The organism is Streptomyces sp. JJ66, from assembly GCF_019303495.1.
In the GTDB taxonomy this organism is placed as follows: Bacteria; Actinomycetota; Actinomycetes; order Streptomycetales; family Streptomycetaceae; genus Streptomyces.
This window is the reverse complement of record NZ_JAEVFI010000018.1, coordinates 225-15,149: the sequence shown is the minus strand read 5'-3', so window position 1 is coordinate 15,149 and position 14,925 is coordinate 225. Positions and strand designations below refer to the sequence as shown.

The window sequence follows — 14,925 nt, the reverse complement described above, 5'->3', positions numbered from 1 at the left end:
CGGCGCTGCATGGCGGTGCCGCCGCGCGGCGAGGGCCCGTCTCCTGGTTCCAGGGAGACGGGCCCACTGTCGTTTTGGCACCCCCGAGGCCCCGGCGCCCCGCCGGCCTGGCGCCCCCGGGGCGATCCCCGCCCACCGCCCGCGACGCCGCCGACCCGGTTCCGGGGTGTTCCGCCTCTCCCGGGCAGTTCAGTGGCCGCGGCCGACCGGGCCACCCGCGCGTGCCCCGGGGCCGACGCCCGCCCGGTCGGTCGGCCCGCCTCAGCCGAAGATCAGATTGGTGAAGAAGTAGCTGATCGCGGCGACCGTGGCGGCGGCGGGCATGGTGATGAACCAGCCGGCGACGATGTTCTTCGCCACGCCCCAGCGCACCGCCTTCACCCGCCGCGTCGCGCCTACCCCCATGATCGCCGAGGTGATGGTGTGCGTCGTGGAGATCGGCGCGTGGAAGATGTAGGCGGTGGCGTACATCACCGAGGCCGCCGTCGTCTCCGCGGCGAAACCCTGCGGCGGGTCGAGCTCGATGATGCGCCGCCCCAGGGTGCGCATGATGCGCCAGCCGCCCGCGTATGTGCCCAGCGAGAGCATCGCGGCGACGGCGAGCTTGACCCACACCGGGATGGGATCGCCGGAGTCCTCGACATCGGCGATGACCAGCGCCATCACCACGATGCCCATCGTCTTCTGCGCGTCCTGGAGCCCGTGGCCGAGCGCCATGCCGGCGGCCGAGACGGTCTGCGCGATGCGGAAGCCGCGCTGCGCCCGGTTCGGGTTGGCCCGCCGGAACATCCACAGGATCGCCGTCATCACCAGGTAGCCGAGCCCCATGCCGACCAGCGGTGAGATGAACATCGGGAGGACGATCTTCTCCAGCACCCCGTCCCAGTAGACGGTGATGGACCCGGCGAGCGCCGCGCCGACCATGCCGCCGAACAGGGCGTGCGAGGAGGACGACGGCAGGCCGAAATACCAGGTGATCATGTTCCACACGATCGCCCCGACCAGCGCGGCGAACAGGATGACCATGCCGTGCGAGCCGGTCGGCGTCTCGATGAGGCCCTCGGAGACGGTTTGCGCGATGCCGCTGCCCATGAAGGCACCGGCGAGGTTCATCCCCGCCGCCATCAGCAGCGCCACCCTGGGCGTCAGCGCCCGGGTGGAGATGGACGTCGCGATGGCGTTGGCGGAGTCGTGGAAACCGTTGGTGTAGGTGAAGAAGAGGGCGACGCCGACGACGACGACCAGGGCGAACGTGTCCACGGCGGTCAGGACTCCTTGACCGCGATGGTCTCCACCGTGTTGGCGACGTGCTCGAACGCGTCGGCGGCTTCCTCCAGCACATCGACGATCTGCTTGAGCTTCAGCACCTCTATGGCGTCGTACTTGCCGTTGAACAGGTGGGCGAGCAGCTTGCGGTGGATCTGGTCGGCCTGGTTCTCCAGCCGGTTGACCTCGATCCAGTACTCGGTGAGGTTCTCCATCGTCCGCAGGTGCGGCATGGCCTCGGCGGTCAGCTCGGCCGCCCGCGCCAGCACCTCGATCTGCTGGTCAACCCCCTTGGGCAGCTCGTCGATCTGGTAGAGGACGACGAGATCGACGGCCTCCTCCATGAAGTCCATGATGTCGTCGAGCGAGGACGCCAGCCGGTAGATGTCCTCGCGGTCGAACGGCGTGATGAAGGAAGAGTTGAGCTGGTGGAAGATGGCGTGCGTCGCGTCGTCACCCGCGTGCTCGGCGGCCCGCATGCGCTCGGCGATCTCGGTCCGCGCGGAGGACTCCGCCCCGAGCAGTTCCATGAGGAGCTTCGAACCGGTCACGATGTTGTCCGCGGACGCCGCGAACATGTCGTAGAAGCTCGTCTCCCTGGGGGTCAGACGAAAGCGCACTTCAGGTCCTCGGTGTGCTCGGGCGACAGTCTCGTTGATGCTAGGCGCATCATCCGGCCACAGCGAACCGGCGGCCACCAGTGTCGCCCATCGGTCCCGGCGCCGGGCACCGGGGCCGAAACCGGGACCTCCATGGCGTCGCCGGGCCGCCGGGACAATCGGTACAATATACCCGGCCTGGGTATGATCCCATCGCCGCTGACGAGGGAGAGAGACGATGACGACCGTGGAGCCCACGCCGCCGGCCGCCACCGACACCGACACCACCACCGACACCGCCGCGGCCACCTCGCCCGGCCCGCACGGGTACGCCAAGGACAAGGAGGCCCACCTCAAGCGGCTGCGCCGCGTCGAGGGCCAGATCCGCGGCCTGCAGCGCATGGTGGACGAGGACGTCTACTGCATCGACATCCTCACCCAGGTCTCGGCCTCCACCAAGGCCCTGCAGTCCTTCGCCCTGCAACTCCTCCAGGAGCACCTGCGGCACTGCGTCGCGGCGGCCGCGCAGGACGGCGGCGAGGAGATGGAAGCCAAGGTGACCGAAGCCACCGCCGCCATCGCCCGCCTCCTGCGCACCTGACCCAGCCACCCGCCATCCGCTACCCGGCGCACGCGACCCCCGGCATCGAAGCCCACGTCCCGCACTGGACGTGGCCGAAAACGATCGGCACCCAGCAAACGATCGGCACCCAGCACGGGAGCGCGGAGCCCCGCGCATCAGCACCCCGCCCAATCGTCGGTGCCACCTCGGATGGTTCAGGGGTGCGGCGCGCCTGGCCGGGCCCCCAGCACCTCGTCGATACGGTCGTCGCTGAGCCGCTCCTCCGGCTCGGCCGACGCGGCGATCATCAGTTCCCCGTAGAGCTCGATCTCGGCGAGCGCCTCCCGGTCCTGGACCATCGGTTCCCCCGGCATCCTGGCCACCTCCTCGCAGCTGGACCACGAACGGCCGGTGGCCCGCGTCAGGGTGTCCGGCCGCTCTCCCGCACCACCCCAGAGTAGGACGATCTGCCTGCGGGTACCCGGCACTTGGCCACCTCGCCCGCCGGACCCGGTACCCGCTTCACGGCCGCTGCCCCGGCACCGCGATCGTCCCCCGGTACACCTCGGCAGGCGGCGGCAACCGCACCGCCACCCGGCGTCCGAAGCCGTGCAACTCGTTGGTGGAGACCACCTCGACCGGCTCCTCGGCCGCGCTCTCCCCCGACCCTTCCCCCGACCCTTCCTCCGGCCCTTCCCCCGTGCCCCTGCCCGCGCCGGTACTGTCGGCGAAGGCGAAGGTGTACCGCAGCAGGCGGGGCAGGCCGCGCCCGTCCAGCCAGACCTCGAAGGGGACGGCGCCGGAGGAGAACCCTTTCGCCGCCGCGGCCAGCTGCGCGCGCACCCCGTCGGTCGCGGCCCGGGCGGCGGCAGCCGCGTCGGTGGTGCCGGTGTAGCGGCGCACCGGCTCGCCCCTCGCCTCACCCGCCCCGGCGTACCGCACCGACGTCGCGCCGCGCAGCAGCGCCGCCGCCGTCAGCGGGTCCGTCGCGCCGTTGGTGACCAGGTTGCCGTCCGCCAGCCGGCGCGGATCGACCTCCACCCACTTGTCCGCCGGGACCCCGGCGCCCCGGTGCTTCATGAACAGCGAACCGGGCGCGATGACCTGCGTGACCGGCCGCTCCCGTCCGTCCGGCAGGCTCACCTCCAGCAGGCCCCGGCGGCGTGCGTAGTCGAACACGCCCACGCCCCGGATCGTCAGCCGGGTGCCGCCGCTCAGCAGCTCCATCCCGGTACGCACATCCGAGCTGCCCGCGCGCACCAGGGCATCCGCCGCGCCCCGTACCCGCTGCCGCGCATCGCCGTCCCGGGCGTCTTGGGCGTCCGGGGGTTCTGCCACCGCCACCGTGCGCCGCGTGCAGCCGGTGCCGCCCACCGCCGTCAGCACGAGCGCGGCGAGCCCGGCGGCCGTGGCCTTCCGCCTGTCCATCGCAACAGACCCCCAAGACCGTCTGTGGAACCCGCTCCGCATAACGAGGGTCGAAGGAGGCCGTTACGCCCGGGTAGCGTGGGTCACGTGCCTGAGACGCTCAACGCCCCGGCCACCTCCGCCGGGCACCGCATCAGCATGCGTGACAACGGCCCGTTCGTCAGCGCCCACTGCGCCTGCGGCTGGCGCGGCCCCGGCAGGCGGGCCCGGTCCCGAGCCCGTGACGACGCCGCCGCCCACACCGACAGCAAGGAATGACGGACGCCCCGGGGACGGACGTGCTCAGGGACGGACGTGCTCAGGGACGGACGTGCTCAGGGACGGACGTGCTCAGGGACGGATGGCCCCCGGGGACGGCCGGACCCGGGGGACGGCCCGCCGGGAACAGGCGTCGCCCGCCACCGTCACCGGGCGCGCGGCGCGGATGCGCGGCGCGAAGGGCGCCCGCGCGGCCCGCCCCGCGCGGGCGCCTTACGCCGCGAGGTCGCGGGCGCGGGGTGTCGGCTCCGCCTCGCGGGACGCCCCCTCCTCGCCACCGCGCGGCGCGGCCACCAGGCGTCCCACCCGCGGGGACGCGGCCACCGCACGCGTCAGCGGGGTCAGCAGCGCGAGCGCGAGCGGGGCCAGGAGCAGCACGACGGCGGTGCCGAGCGCCAGCCCGCCGATGACGTCCGTCGGGTAGTGCACCGCGGTGTAGACGCGGCCGAAGCCCTGGAACAGCGCGAGCACAATGGCCAGCGCGCCCAGCCGCCGGTTGACCAGGAAGATGCCCACCGCCAGCGCCATCACCAGCGCGGAGTGGTCGCTGACGAAGGAGTAGCCGTCCTTGCCGTGGACGAGCACGTCCAGCCCGTCATGATCGACGAAGGGGCGGGGACGCTCGACGAGTTCCCGGATCGGATAGTTGACCAGGTACGCGACGGACGCGCCCAGCGGCGCCCACAGCAGCCCGGCGACGGCGTGCACCGCGTCGGGGCGGCGGCGGGCGGTCCACCACGCGTACAGGCCGAGCACCATGATGCCGACGATGACGCCGTACTCGCTGAGGAACGCCAGCGCGGAGTCCGCCCAGTCCGGGACGGACGCGGCCCAGCCGTTGACGTGGTACAGCAGGTCAACGTCCGGACTCTCCCAGTCACCCATGGCGCTGGCCTCGCATTCACTCACTCGTACGTACGCGTCTGTTCGCTGGCCCCCGTGGTGTCGGAAGAACCGATCCTTGCCAGGAAACGCCGGGCCGGGCCACGACGTTCCGCCCTCCACCGAACGATCACTGTGCTGTTACCGAAGGGTGACCGATCACCGCAGCTCAACGCCCCCGCTTCACTCAGGGTACGCGCCCGGCGACCCGTGTCCGCCACGGGACCGCGCCCCGCCTGGGGGAGGTGAGGCACCGCGCGTCACGCCGTGGGCCGGGTCGCCCCGAAGTAGTCCGGCAGCGAGTCGATCGGGCTGAAGCGGATCACCGCGCCGGTGTAGGGCGCGTCGATCATGTATCCGCCGCCGACGTAGATGCCCACGTGATGGATCGAGCGCGGGTCGCCCAGATCGTGCGCGAAGAACACCAGATCGCCCGGCAGCAACTCGTCGCGTGCGGGGTGCGGCCCGGTGTTCCACTGGTCGTTGGCCACCCGGGGCAGCTCGACGCCGACGGACGCGTAAGCCGCCTTCGTCAGCCCCGAGCAGTCGAAGCGGCCGCCGTCCTCGGGCGTGCCGTCGCCGCCCCACAGGTAGGGCGTGCCGAGCTTCTCCTGCGCGAAGTTGATGGCCCCGGCCGCCTGCTTGGACGGGGACAGGCGTTCCAGCGGCTGGGCGAAGCTGTCCTCCAGGCTCTGGATGCGCTGGACGTAGTTCCGCGTCTCCGCGTACGGCGGCACCCCGGCGTACTTGATCACCGCGTACGGCCCGGCGTTGTAGGCGGCCAGCATGTTCGCCGTCGGGTCGCCGGGGACATCCTCGACGTATCCGGCGAGCGCGCAGTCGTAGGAGGCGGCCGAGGGGATGGCGTCCTCCGGGTCCCACACGTTGGCCCGGCCGTCACCGTTGGCGTCCAGGCCGTGCGTCGCCCAGGTGCCGGGGATGAACTGGCCGATACCCCGTGCGTCGGCCGGGGAGCGCGCGTCAGGGTTCCAGCCGCTCTCCTGGTACAGCTGCGCGGCCAGCAGCGCCGGATTGAGCTCCGGGCACAGCCGGCCCCACTGCCGCACCAGCTTCTCGTACTGCGCGGGCACCGCGCCCGGCGCGAGCGCCACCGCGGGCCCGACGCCTGCGCCGCCGAGCCGCGACGCGGCCACGTAGGTGCCCACCACCAGCAACGCCATGAGGGTGAGCACCAGTGAGATGCCCACCGCAGCCGCCCAGCCCGCCTTCCGCACCCCCCAACCTTCCCATTCCGTGGCAGAATTCGAGAAGAGCGCTCGGGAAGAAGCAGCGCCTCCCTGACCGGTATTCCACCCCAGGCGGTGAGTTCACATGTTCCTCGCGGCTGAAGAAGGCGACATCACCTCCATCATCGGTGGCATCGCGCCTGACTGGGGGCCGTTCGGTTCTCTGGGCACCGAGGCGCGGCTCATGATCGAGGTCATCATGGCGGTGGCCATCCTCATCTGCCTCGGCATCGCCATCTGGGGCGCGGCCAAGCAGCGCATCGGCGCCACCGCGCTGCGCGACAGCTTCAGCGCGGAGCAGGGCAAGGGCCTGATCGTCGCGGGGCTCACCGGCGTCTTCATCATCGGGTCGCTGGGGACCCTGTTCACGATCGTTTACGGTATGGCCATCTAGCCGTAGCTAGCCGTAACTAGCCGTCTGTAGCCGCAGCTCCCCGCGTCTGCCCTGCTCAGCGCCACTTCGTCCGCACTGGAGCGTTTCGTGCACATCGTCCACCCTGACCTTGACTCCTACCTCCTGGAGCACTGCAGCCCCGCCGCCGACGACGTGCTGCGCGACCTCGCGGAGGAGACGCGGCAAGCGGTGCCCGATCTGACGTCGATGCAGATCACGCAGGACGAGGGCGCGTTCCTCACCCTGCTGACGCAGCTGACGGGCGCCCGGCTCGCGGTGGAGGTCGGCACGTTCACCGGGTACTCGTCGGTGTGCATCGCGCGCGGCCTGGCGGACGGCGGCAAGCTCATCGCGTGCGACCTGAACGAGGAGTGGACGTCGGTCGCCCGCCGCTACTGGGAGCGCGCCGGGCTCACCGACCGCGTGGAGCTGCGACTCGGCCCGGCGGTGGAGACGCTGCGCGCGATGCCCCGCGAGGAGCACATCGACTTCGCGTTCATCGACGCCGACAAGGGCGGCTACCCCGACTACTACGAGGAGCTGGTCACCCGGCTGCGTCCGGGCGGCGTCATCGCCCTGGACAACGTGCTGCAAGGCGGACGGGTGGTGGACGCCGCCGAACAGGGCGAGACGGTGAAAGCCATCCGCGCCGTCAACGACACCATCGCCGCCGACGTGCGCGTCACCTCGGTGATGCTGCCGCTGCGGGACGGCGTCACGGTGGTCCGTAAGCGCTGACGTGCGGGGGTGGACGCCGCTTAGGCTGACCGCATGACGACGAACATGCCACCGCACGCGCGGCAGGACGGGCAGCACAGCGCGCCGACGAACTGGGACGCGCTGGAGTGGATTCGCTCATCCGACGATCCGGACGAGGAGTGCATCGAGGTGGCCGCGGGCGAGGGCGACCTCATCCACCTCCGGCAGACGGACGAACCCGACCACGTGGTGACGACGACCAAGGCGAAGTGGAAAGCGTTCGTGCTCGGCGTGCAGAACGACGAGTTCGATCACTTCGTGACCGGTGTGGAGCATGACGCCCACCCGGACGGCGACGCCTGACGCCGTTTGCCGCCGCTGCGCGCCCGCCGCGTTGTCCACAGGGGTGGACAACACAGCCCTTGCCCCGCCTCACCCGTTGCCCTCGTCTCACTTTGCAGTCACATCGTCACACTGCGCCCGTGGACGGCGAGACCCCGCTACCGTCAAGTGTGGGGACAATAAGCGGAAGACGGTTGATGGTTGAGACTGACGGCGACGGGCGAGGGGCGGCCTTCCATGAGCAACGGCGGCGACGACCGTGTGCACAACGAACGCGTGTACAACGAACCGCGCCGTGCGGGCACGCGCGTCCGCCTGCCCGAGGGTGACCCGGACACCGGCGCACGCACCCCCGCCCTCCGCCCGGGCCGGAGCCTGCTGACGGTCGTCGGCGTGGTCGTCCTCCTCGTCGCGGCCCTGGCCTTCGCCACGCGCGGCGGTGGCGGGGACGACTCCGGCCCCGCCACCGCCGAGGCACGCCCCACCGCCCCCACCGGCGTCACCCCCGTCCCCGCCGCCCCCGGCACCATCCCCACCGGCTTCCCCCGCACCGGCCAGGGCGCCCAGAGCGCCGCCGCGAACTACGTGGTGGCGCTCACCGGCGACGGTATGTACAACGCCGGAACGCGGGCAGAGATTGTCGGCACCGTGTACGCAGCCGACGTGGTAGCGGAACGGAGAGACGCCATCGACGCCGTATACAGCGACGCGGACTTCCTTCAGCGCATCGGCCTCGAAGGGAACGGCGAGCCACCGCAGGGCAGTACGTTCGTCTCCCGTGCCAACCCGATCGGGACAGACCTGGTGGAGTACGACGAAGCGGCGGGCACCGCGACGGTCGCCGTCTGGTACGTCACCCTGTTCGGCATGAGCGGTGAGGACTCCCGCAATCCCGTCACTGAAGCCTGGTACACCGACACGTTCCAGCTCCAGTGGTCCGAGGACGACTGGAAGGTGCTGGACTTCGACCAGCAGGACGGCCCGACGCCGGTGGGCCGCGACCAACGTGCCTCCTCCGCCAAGGAGATGGCCGCTGCCGAGGAACGCTTCGGAGGGCTCACCTATGCGCGGTAACCAGCGGCATCCTCAGCAGCCCCGTCACCGGCCGTGGCGCCGCCCAGCGTTGCTCGCGCTGGTTCTGGCCGGCACGGCTCCCGTGCTGACCGCCGAGGCGGCGTGGGCCGAGCCCACCCCCTCACCGGACGAGCCGACGCCCAGTGCCTCCCCGGGCGCACAGCCCGAGGCAAGTCCGGAGGCAAGTCCGGATTCCAGCAACGATCCGTGCGACTTGGTGCGCGGCACGGCCCGGGAATACTGCGAAGGCGGGGAAGACCCCGGCGGTGGGGGTGGCGGGCCGCGCGCGGAGGCGCTGGAGACGCTGGACCCGCTCGCCTCGCTGGCCCGTGGCTGCGCCGACGCCGCCGCGTGGATCGTCGGCAAGCTCTCCGAGGCCGTCGAGGCCACCGCCCACGTCGATTTCACCAACCCCACGTTCCTGCGCCAGTACGCCGTCGTCTTCGCCGCGTCCACCATCCTCACCCTGGTGCTGTGGCTGCTGGCCGTCGCCAAACGCGCGGTGCGTGGCGTGCCGCTGGTGACGGCCATCGGCGAGGCCGTCGGCTTCCTGTGGCTGGTGGTGCTGGCGTCCGCCTTCACCCCGCTGGTCCTCTACACCCTCGTTTCGGCCACCGACGCCGTCACCGACGTCATCGCCTCCGCGACCGGCTCACAGACCGACGCGTTCTTCGGCACCTTCGCCGAGGCGCTGCGCTCCGGTGAGGACATCGGCGGCGGGCCGATCATGCTGATCGTCGTCTCGTTGGTCTCCGTGCTCGCCGCTGGCGTGCTGTGGCTGGAACTGGTGATACGCGCCGCCCTGCTGTACGTCGGCGCGCTGCTCGGCGTCGTCGTGTACGCGGGGCTGGTCGATAAGAACCTGTGGGGTCACGTCCGCCGCTGGGCCGGGATCATGATCGCCGTGATCCTGGTCAAGCCGGTGATCGTCATCGTGCTCGGGCTGGCTGGGGCGCTGTCCGCCGAGGACGGCCCGGGCGCCATGGGGGCGGTCGTCGCCGGACTCGCCATCATCCTGCTGGCCATCTTCGCCTCCGCGATGATCTACCGCTTCGTGCCCGGCTTCGGCGACGACATCGTCCAGCACCGCAACGCCTCCGCCGACCCGGCCTCCCGCAAGGCCGTCGCCGCCGTCTCCACGCCCGCCGCGATGCTCCGCCAGGGCATCAGCACCCACAGCGCCCGTGGCCCCGCCCCGGCCGGCGGCCAGCAGTCCGGCGGCAGCGGCGGCGCGGCCAAACAGCCCAACCCCGTCTCCGGTGGCGTCGCCGCGCACAGCGCGCGCACCGCCGCACCACCGGGTCCCTCCGCGCCGCCACCCCCGCGCACCCACACCCGCAAGGCCGACCACCGCACCGGAGGTGACCGCAGGTGACGACACCCCATGCCGTCGCACCGCGCCGCACGTACACCATCGGCCGCGCCCGCCCCAACGCCCTCATCGGCAAGAACCGGGAAACGGGCGAGATCGCGCTGATCATCGCCGGGGCCTTCCTCGGCATGATGAGCGGCCTGCTGGTGCCGGCGCTGTCGCTGCGCATCGTGCTCCTCGCCGGTTTCCCGATGCTGGCGCTGGCCGCCGTGTACGTCCCCTACCGGGGCCGCACCTTCTTCCGCTGGATCGAGATCGACCGCTCCTACCGGCGGCTGCGGCGGCACGGCGCCACCTACCGCTCCGCCGCGCCGGAGGCGGGCATCAGCCTCGACGGCCGCGAGGCCGCCATCGGCCCGCCGCCCGGGGTGGGCCGCATCACCTGGCTCGCGGCGCCGTTCGGCCCGGACGAGATCGCCGTCCTCCTGCACGCCGACCGGCGCACCGTCACCGCCGCCATCGAGATCGAAGGCCCCGGCGTCGGCCTGCGCGACAGCGAGGACCAGGAAGCACTCGTGGACCGGTTCGGGACCCTGCTCAAACACGTGGCCAACGGCGACGGCTACGTCACCCGGCTCCAGATGCTCGCCCGCACCCTGCCCGCTGACCCCGACGCACACGCCAAGGACGTCGCCCAGCGCGGCGACGCCCGCTGCCCGGACTGGCTCGCGGAGTCCTACGACCAGTTGCAGTCGATGGTCTCCACCTCCAGCGAGCAGCACCGCGCTTACCTCGTCGCCTGCATGAGCTACGGCCGCGAGCTGGCCGCCGAGGCCGCCACGATGGCCAAGGCCAGCCGCCGCTCGGGCCGCAGACTCTCCCGCGACGAGGGCCTGGCCGTCGTCATGACGCGCGAACTCACCGACATCTGCGCCCGCCTCGCCGAGGCCGACATCCGCGTCCGCCAGCCGCTCGGCCAGGCCCGCCTGGCGTCCCTGGTGCACGCCATGTACGACCCGGACCATCCCATCGACCACATCCAGGCCATGACGCAGCGCAACGCCTGGCCCGCCGAGCTGGACGCCACCGCGCCCACCTACCTCCAGGCCAAGACCCGCGAGTCCGCCACCCGGGAGCCGTGGTGCCACGCCACGGCCTGGGTCAAGGAGTGGCCGATGACGCCCGTCGGCGTGAACTTCCTCGCCCCGCTCCTCGTCCACACCCCCGATGTCATCCGCACCGTGGCCGTCTGCATGGACCTGGAGCCCACCGAGCTGGCCATCGAACGGATGCTGACGGAGAAGACCAACGACTCCGCCGAGGCCAGCCGCCAGGCCAAGATGAACCGCACCGTGGACCCGCGCGACATCGCCGCCAGCGGCCGCGTGGACCAGCGCGGCGAGGACCTGGCCAGCGGCGCCGCCGGAGTCAACCTGGTGGGCTACCTCACCGTCTCCGCCCGCTCCCCCGAAGCCCTCGCCCGCGACAAGCGCACCATGCGCGCCGCCGCCGGCAAGAGCTACCTGAAGCTGGAGTGGTGCGACCGCGAGCACCACCGCGCCTTCGTCAACACGCTGCCGTTCGCGACGGGCATCCGCCGATGAACCTGCTGACCGCCGTCACCGACGCCTTCACCAGCTTCCTGTTCGGCAAGACCGAGACGACGCGGCTGCCGGTGCGCACCTCCACCGGGCAGGCGCAGGCCGTCTACCTGCCCACCGCCGCCCCCGGCCTGGGCGACTCCGGAGTGATCATCGGCCGCGAGGTCTACAGCGGCAAGGGCTACATCTACGACCCCTTCCAGCTCTACGGCCAGCAACTCCCCGCGCCGCACTGGCTCGTGCTCGGCGAGTCCGGCAACGGCAAGTCGGCGCTGGAGAAGACGTACGTCCTGCGCCAGCTGCGGTTCCGCGACCGCCAGGTCGTCGTGCTCGACGCGCAGGGCGAGGACGGCGTCGGCGAGTGGAACCTCATCGCCGAACACCTGGGCATCACCCCCGTCCGCCTCGACCCGACGGCCGCCCTCGACCAGGGCATCCGCCTCAACCCGCTGGACCCGGCCATCACCACCACCGGCCAGCTCGCCCTGCTGCGCACGATCATCGAGGTCGCCCTGGGCCACGGGCTGGACGAGCGGGCCGGGTTCGCCCTCAAGGTGGCCCACTCCTACGTCAACGCCACCGTCAGCGGGCGCCAGCCGGTCCTCACCGACATCGTCGAGCAGCTGCGCCACCCCAAGCCCGAGGCCGCCCAGGCCATGAACGTCGCGCTGGACGACGTTCGCTCCTGGGGTCTGGACGTCGCCCTCGTCCTGGACCGCCTCGTGGATGGCGACCTGCGCGGCATGTTCGACGGACCCACCACCGTCGGCATCGACCTCGACGCCCCGCTGACCGTCTTCGACCTCTCCCACATCGACCGCAACTCCATCGCCATGCCCATCCTCATGGCGATCGTCGGCGTGTGGCTGGAACACACCTGGATCAGGCCCGACCGCAAGAAGCGCATCTTCCTGGTGGAAGAAGCCTGGCACATCATCAACAGCCCTTTTGTGGCGCAGCTCTTCCAGCGGCTGCTGAAGTTCGGCCGCCGCCTGGGCCTGTCCTTCATCGCCGTGGTCCACCACCTGTCCGACGTCGTGGACGGCGCCGCCGCCAAGGAGGCCGCCGCGATCCTCAAAATGGCCTCCACCCGCACGGTCTACGCCCAAAAAGCCGACGAGGCCCGGGCCACCGGCCGGGTGCTCGGCCTGCCCCGCTGGGCGGTCGAGATCATCCCCACCCTCACCCCCGGCATCGCGGTGTGGGACGTCAACGGCAACGTGCAGGTGGTCAAGCATCTGGTCACCGAGACCGAACGTCCCCTGGTCTTCACCGACCGGGCGATGACGGAGGCCGCCGCGCACAATACCGAGGTCGGCGAGTCCGCCCTGGCCGAGCTGGAGCACGCGCTGGACTCCGAGACCGAACGCCGCGCGCTCACCTTCGACAAGCTGAGCCACGCCGACGAGACGGTGGCCTGACATGACCGGCGGCACCCCGGGCAGACCGGCCCCGGCCACCGGCCCGGCCCGCACACCCGGCACCGGAGTTCCCGACGGGCTCCTGCTGGGCCTGCTGGGCCTGCTGCTCGGCGGCACCGTGCTCACCTGGACGGCCGCCGGGCTCGCCGGGCTCCTCGCCCACGGCGCCTGGCCGCCCGGGCTGTCCTTCGCCCGCGCCCCGCTGGCCCTCCGCGCCCTGGTGTCCGATCCAGCTGACGTGAGCGCCGCCTGGCCCGACACCGACCCGGCCGCGCTCTCCGGCCCCGGCCTGTTCTGGGGCCTCCTGATCGGCCAGCTGCTGGTGCTCCTGACGCTGGCCCTCACCGTGCTGACGTCGGTGGCCCGGCGCCGCGCCCGCAAGCGCGCCCGCGCCGCCACACGGCAGGCCACGGCAGACGCGGAGCCCAGCACTCCGGTGGCGCCGTCCCCCGCGAGCAGCACCCCCGCCCACGGCCCCGTCCCGGCCGCCGAAGCTCCCGCGCCCGGCCCCGTGCTGCCGCCCGGCACCACCGCGCACAGCCACCTGCCGCGACCGGGCGCCTACCGGGACGACCCACCGCCCACGCGGTCTCCGGCCGACCAGCCGGTGCCCCTCACCAAGCCGTCCTCCTCCCACCCCGCGCCGGTGCACGGCCTCCCGCGAGCCGAGGCTCCTTTCCCCGGCGCCGTCTCCGGGCTGCACCTGCGCCACGGAGCCGACCCGGCCGCCGCGCTGGACGCCGCGGCGGGCGCGGCCCTCGTCCTCACCGCCGACCCCGAGCTGTGGGCCGCCACCGTCGGTGCCCGCGCCAAGCTCGGCCCCGTCCACGTCTACGACCCCACCCACCGCACGAACGCCCCCCAACGCCTGCGCTGGGCACCGGAACACGGCTGCGCCCACCTGGACACCGCCCGCGCCCGGGCCGCCGCCCTGCTCGCCCCCGTGCGCAGTCCGGCCACCGTGGACCGCACCGTGCACGACACCGCCGAGACCCTGCTGCGCTGCTGCCTGCACGCGGCGGCCGTCTCCGGCAAGCCCTTCCGTCAGGCGCACCGCTGGGCCACCGGCAGCGGCACCGTGGACGCCGTCCGCATCCTGCGCCGCGACCCGCGTGCCGCCTCCGGTACCGCGGGAGAGCTGGAGGCATCGCTCACCGCGCACTCCGAACGCCGCGACGCCGCCACCGCGTTGATCCGGCACGCCCTGGCGGAGCTCGGCCAGCTGCACGTACGCGACGCCTGCACCGCCGTACGCAACGATTCGGTAGCGCTGGAATCCTTCGCTGCCGAACTGGGCACGCTGTATGTCGTGGGCGAACCGGCCGAGGCTCCACGTCGCCAGGCTGGCGTGTTGCCCCTGTTGACGGCGCTCACCGAAAGCGTGGTCGAGCACGGCCGGAGCATGGCCGAACGGTCATCCTCCGGTCGGCTCGACCCACCACTCACCCTGATCCTCGATGACCCTGCGGCGCTGGCTCCGCTCCCGAGCCTCCCCGCCCTGCTCACCGTCGGCCCGGAGTGGGGCCTGCACACCCACGCCTACCTTCGCTCCGTCGATCAGGCCCACACCTGGTGGCCCGACCTCCCCGCCGCTTCCCTCACCACCCCGCGCCCCTGAACCTGGTATGGAAAGGGGAACTCTTCGACTTCCCTCACGCAGCACTGCTGAGCTGCGGCTACGCATCGCGCGAGGAAGAACCGCAAGAGTTTCCCTCAATAACACGTGTTACCGGAAACGCAGAAGAGCCCCGTCGGTTATCCCGACGGGGCTCTTCCACACAAACTGTTCGGCGGTGTCCTACTCTCCCACACGCTCCCGCATGCAGTACCATCGGCGCTG

At 71.9% G+C, this 14,925-nt stretch carries 16 protein-coding genes; 10 read left to right on the top strand and 6 right to left on the bottom strand.

Annotation, left to right across the window (positions count from 1 at the left end):
- Positions 1–261 precede the first annotated feature (261 nt).
- Both JJV70_RS14825 and JJV70_RS14820 read right to left on the bottom strand, forming a co-directional pair.
- Positions 262–1,260, bottom strand: coding sequence for an inorganic phosphate transporter (locus JJV70_RS14825; RefSeq protein WP_219048430.1), 999 nt, complete (start codon positions 1,258–1,260; stop codon positions 262–264).
- A 5-nt stretch (positions 1,261–1,265) separates the two neighbouring features.
- Entirely contained in the window at positions 1,266–1,886 is a 621-nt protein-coding gene (locus tag JJV70_RS14820; RefSeq protein ID WP_219048429.1) for a DUF47 domain-containing protein, read from the bottom strand.
- Positions 1,887–2,103: 217 nt separating this feature from the next.
- On the opposite strand from JJV70_RS14820, the gene JJV70_RS14815 reads away from it, so the two are divergent.
- Positions 2,104–2,466, top strand: a complete 363-nt coding sequence (locus JJV70_RS14815) for a metal-sensitive transcriptional regulator (RefSeq protein WP_219048428.1) — start codon at positions 2,104–2,106, stop codon at positions 2,464–2,466.
- Positions 2,467–2,642: 176 nt separating this feature from the next.
- Here JJV70_RS14815 and JJV70_RS14810 read toward each other — a convergent pair whose 3' ends face one another.
- Complete coding sequence (locus tag JJV70_RS14810) at positions 2,643–2,801, bottom strand: hypothetical protein (protein ID WP_219048427.1); 159 nt, start codon at positions 2,799–2,801, stop codon at positions 2,643–2,645.
- Positions 2,802–2,949: 148 nt separating this feature from the next.
- Positions 2,950–3,855, bottom strand: coding sequence for a hypothetical protein (locus JJV70_RS14805; RefSeq protein ID WP_219048426.1), 906 nt, complete (start codon positions 3,853–3,855; stop codon positions 2,950–2,952).
- A gap of 87 nt (positions 3,856–3,942) precedes the next feature.
- Here JJV70_RS14805 and JJV70_RS14800 point away from each other — a divergent pair, with 87 nt between their 5' ends.
- Positions 3,943–4,113, top strand: coding sequence for a hypothetical protein (locus JJV70_RS14800; protein ID WP_219048491.1), 171 nt, complete (start codon positions 3,943–3,945; stop codon positions 4,111–4,113).
- Between the two features lie 213 nt (positions 4,114–4,326).
- Here the strand turns inward: JJV70_RS14800 and JJV70_RS14795 are convergent, their stop codons facing one another.
- The gene (locus tag JJV70_RS14795) at positions 4,327–4,998 is read right to left on the bottom strand and encodes a phosphatase PAP2 family protein (protein ID WP_219048425.1); all 672 of its coding nucleotides are present in this window, start codon (positions 4,996–4,998) and stop codon (positions 4,327–4,329) included.
- A 257-nt stretch (positions 4,999–5,255) separates the two neighbouring features.
- The gene (locus JJV70_RS14790; protein ID WP_257573991.1) at positions 5,256–6,176 is read right to left on the bottom strand and encodes a bifunctional lytic transglycosylase/C40 family peptidase; all 921 of its coding nucleotides are present in this window, start codon (positions 6,174–6,176) and stop codon (positions 5,256–5,258) included.
- Between the two features lie 151 nt (positions 6,177–6,327).
- Between JJV70_RS14790 and JJV70_RS14785 the strand changes: the two genes are divergently transcribed.
- The 8 genes from JJV70_RS14785 (at position 6,328) to JJV70_RS14750 (ending at position 14,703) form a co-directional block, all read left to right on the top strand.
- Positions 6,328–6,636 carry a hypothetical protein gene (locus tag JJV70_RS14785; RefSeq protein WP_219048424.1) on the top strand — a complete coding sequence of 103 codons (309 nt, stop codon included), beginning with the start codon at positions 6,328–6,330 and terminating at the stop codon, positions 6,634–6,636.
- A gap of 87 nt (positions 6,637–6,723) precedes the next feature.
- On the top strand, positions 6,724–7,374 hold the full coding sequence (locus JJV70_RS14780) for an O-methyltransferase (RefSeq protein ID WP_219048423.1): 651 nt from the start codon (positions 6,724–6,726) through the stop codon (positions 7,372–7,374).
- Between the two features lie 33 nt (positions 7,375–7,407).
- Positions 7,408–7,698 (top strand): DUF397 domain-containing protein, encoded by a 291-nt coding sequence (locus tag JJV70_RS14775; protein ID WP_306823464.1) that lies wholly within the window; start codon positions 7,408–7,410, stop codon positions 7,696–7,698.
- 216 nt (positions 7,699–7,914) lie between these two features.
- The gene (locus tag JJV70_RS14770) at positions 7,915–8,751 is read left to right on the top strand and encodes a hypothetical protein (protein WP_257573985.1); all 837 of its coding nucleotides are present in this window, start codon (positions 7,915–7,917) and stop codon (positions 8,749–8,751) included.
- A 49-nt stretch (positions 8,752–8,800) separates the two neighbouring features.
- Positions 8,801–10,126, top strand: coding sequence for a cation:proton antiporter (locus tag JJV70_RS14765; RefSeq protein ID WP_219048422.1), 1,326 nt, complete (start codon positions 8,801–8,803; stop codon positions 10,124–10,126).
- Positions 10,123–11,667, top strand: coding sequence for an SCO6880 family protein (locus JJV70_RS14760; RefSeq protein ID WP_219048421.1), 1,545 nt, complete (start codon positions 10,123–10,125; stop codon positions 11,665–11,667). Before JJV70_RS14765 ends, JJV70_RS14760 begins: the two co-directional genes overlap by 4 nt.
- Positions 11,664–13,085 (top strand): ATP-binding protein, encoded by a 1,422-nt coding sequence (locus JJV70_RS14755; RefSeq protein ID WP_219048420.1) that lies wholly within the window; start codon positions 11,664–11,666, stop codon positions 13,083–13,085. The genes JJV70_RS14760 and JJV70_RS14755 overlap by 4 nt, the downstream gene beginning before the upstream one ends.
- 1 nt (position 13,086) lies before the next feature.
- The gene (locus JJV70_RS14750; RefSeq protein ID WP_219048419.1) at positions 13,087–14,703 is read left to right on the top strand and encodes a type IV secretory system conjugative DNA transfer family protein; all 1,617 of its coding nucleotides are present in this window, start codon (positions 13,087–13,089) and stop codon (positions 14,701–14,703) included.
- The last annotated feature ends 222 nt before the right edge of the window (positions 14,704–14,925 follow it).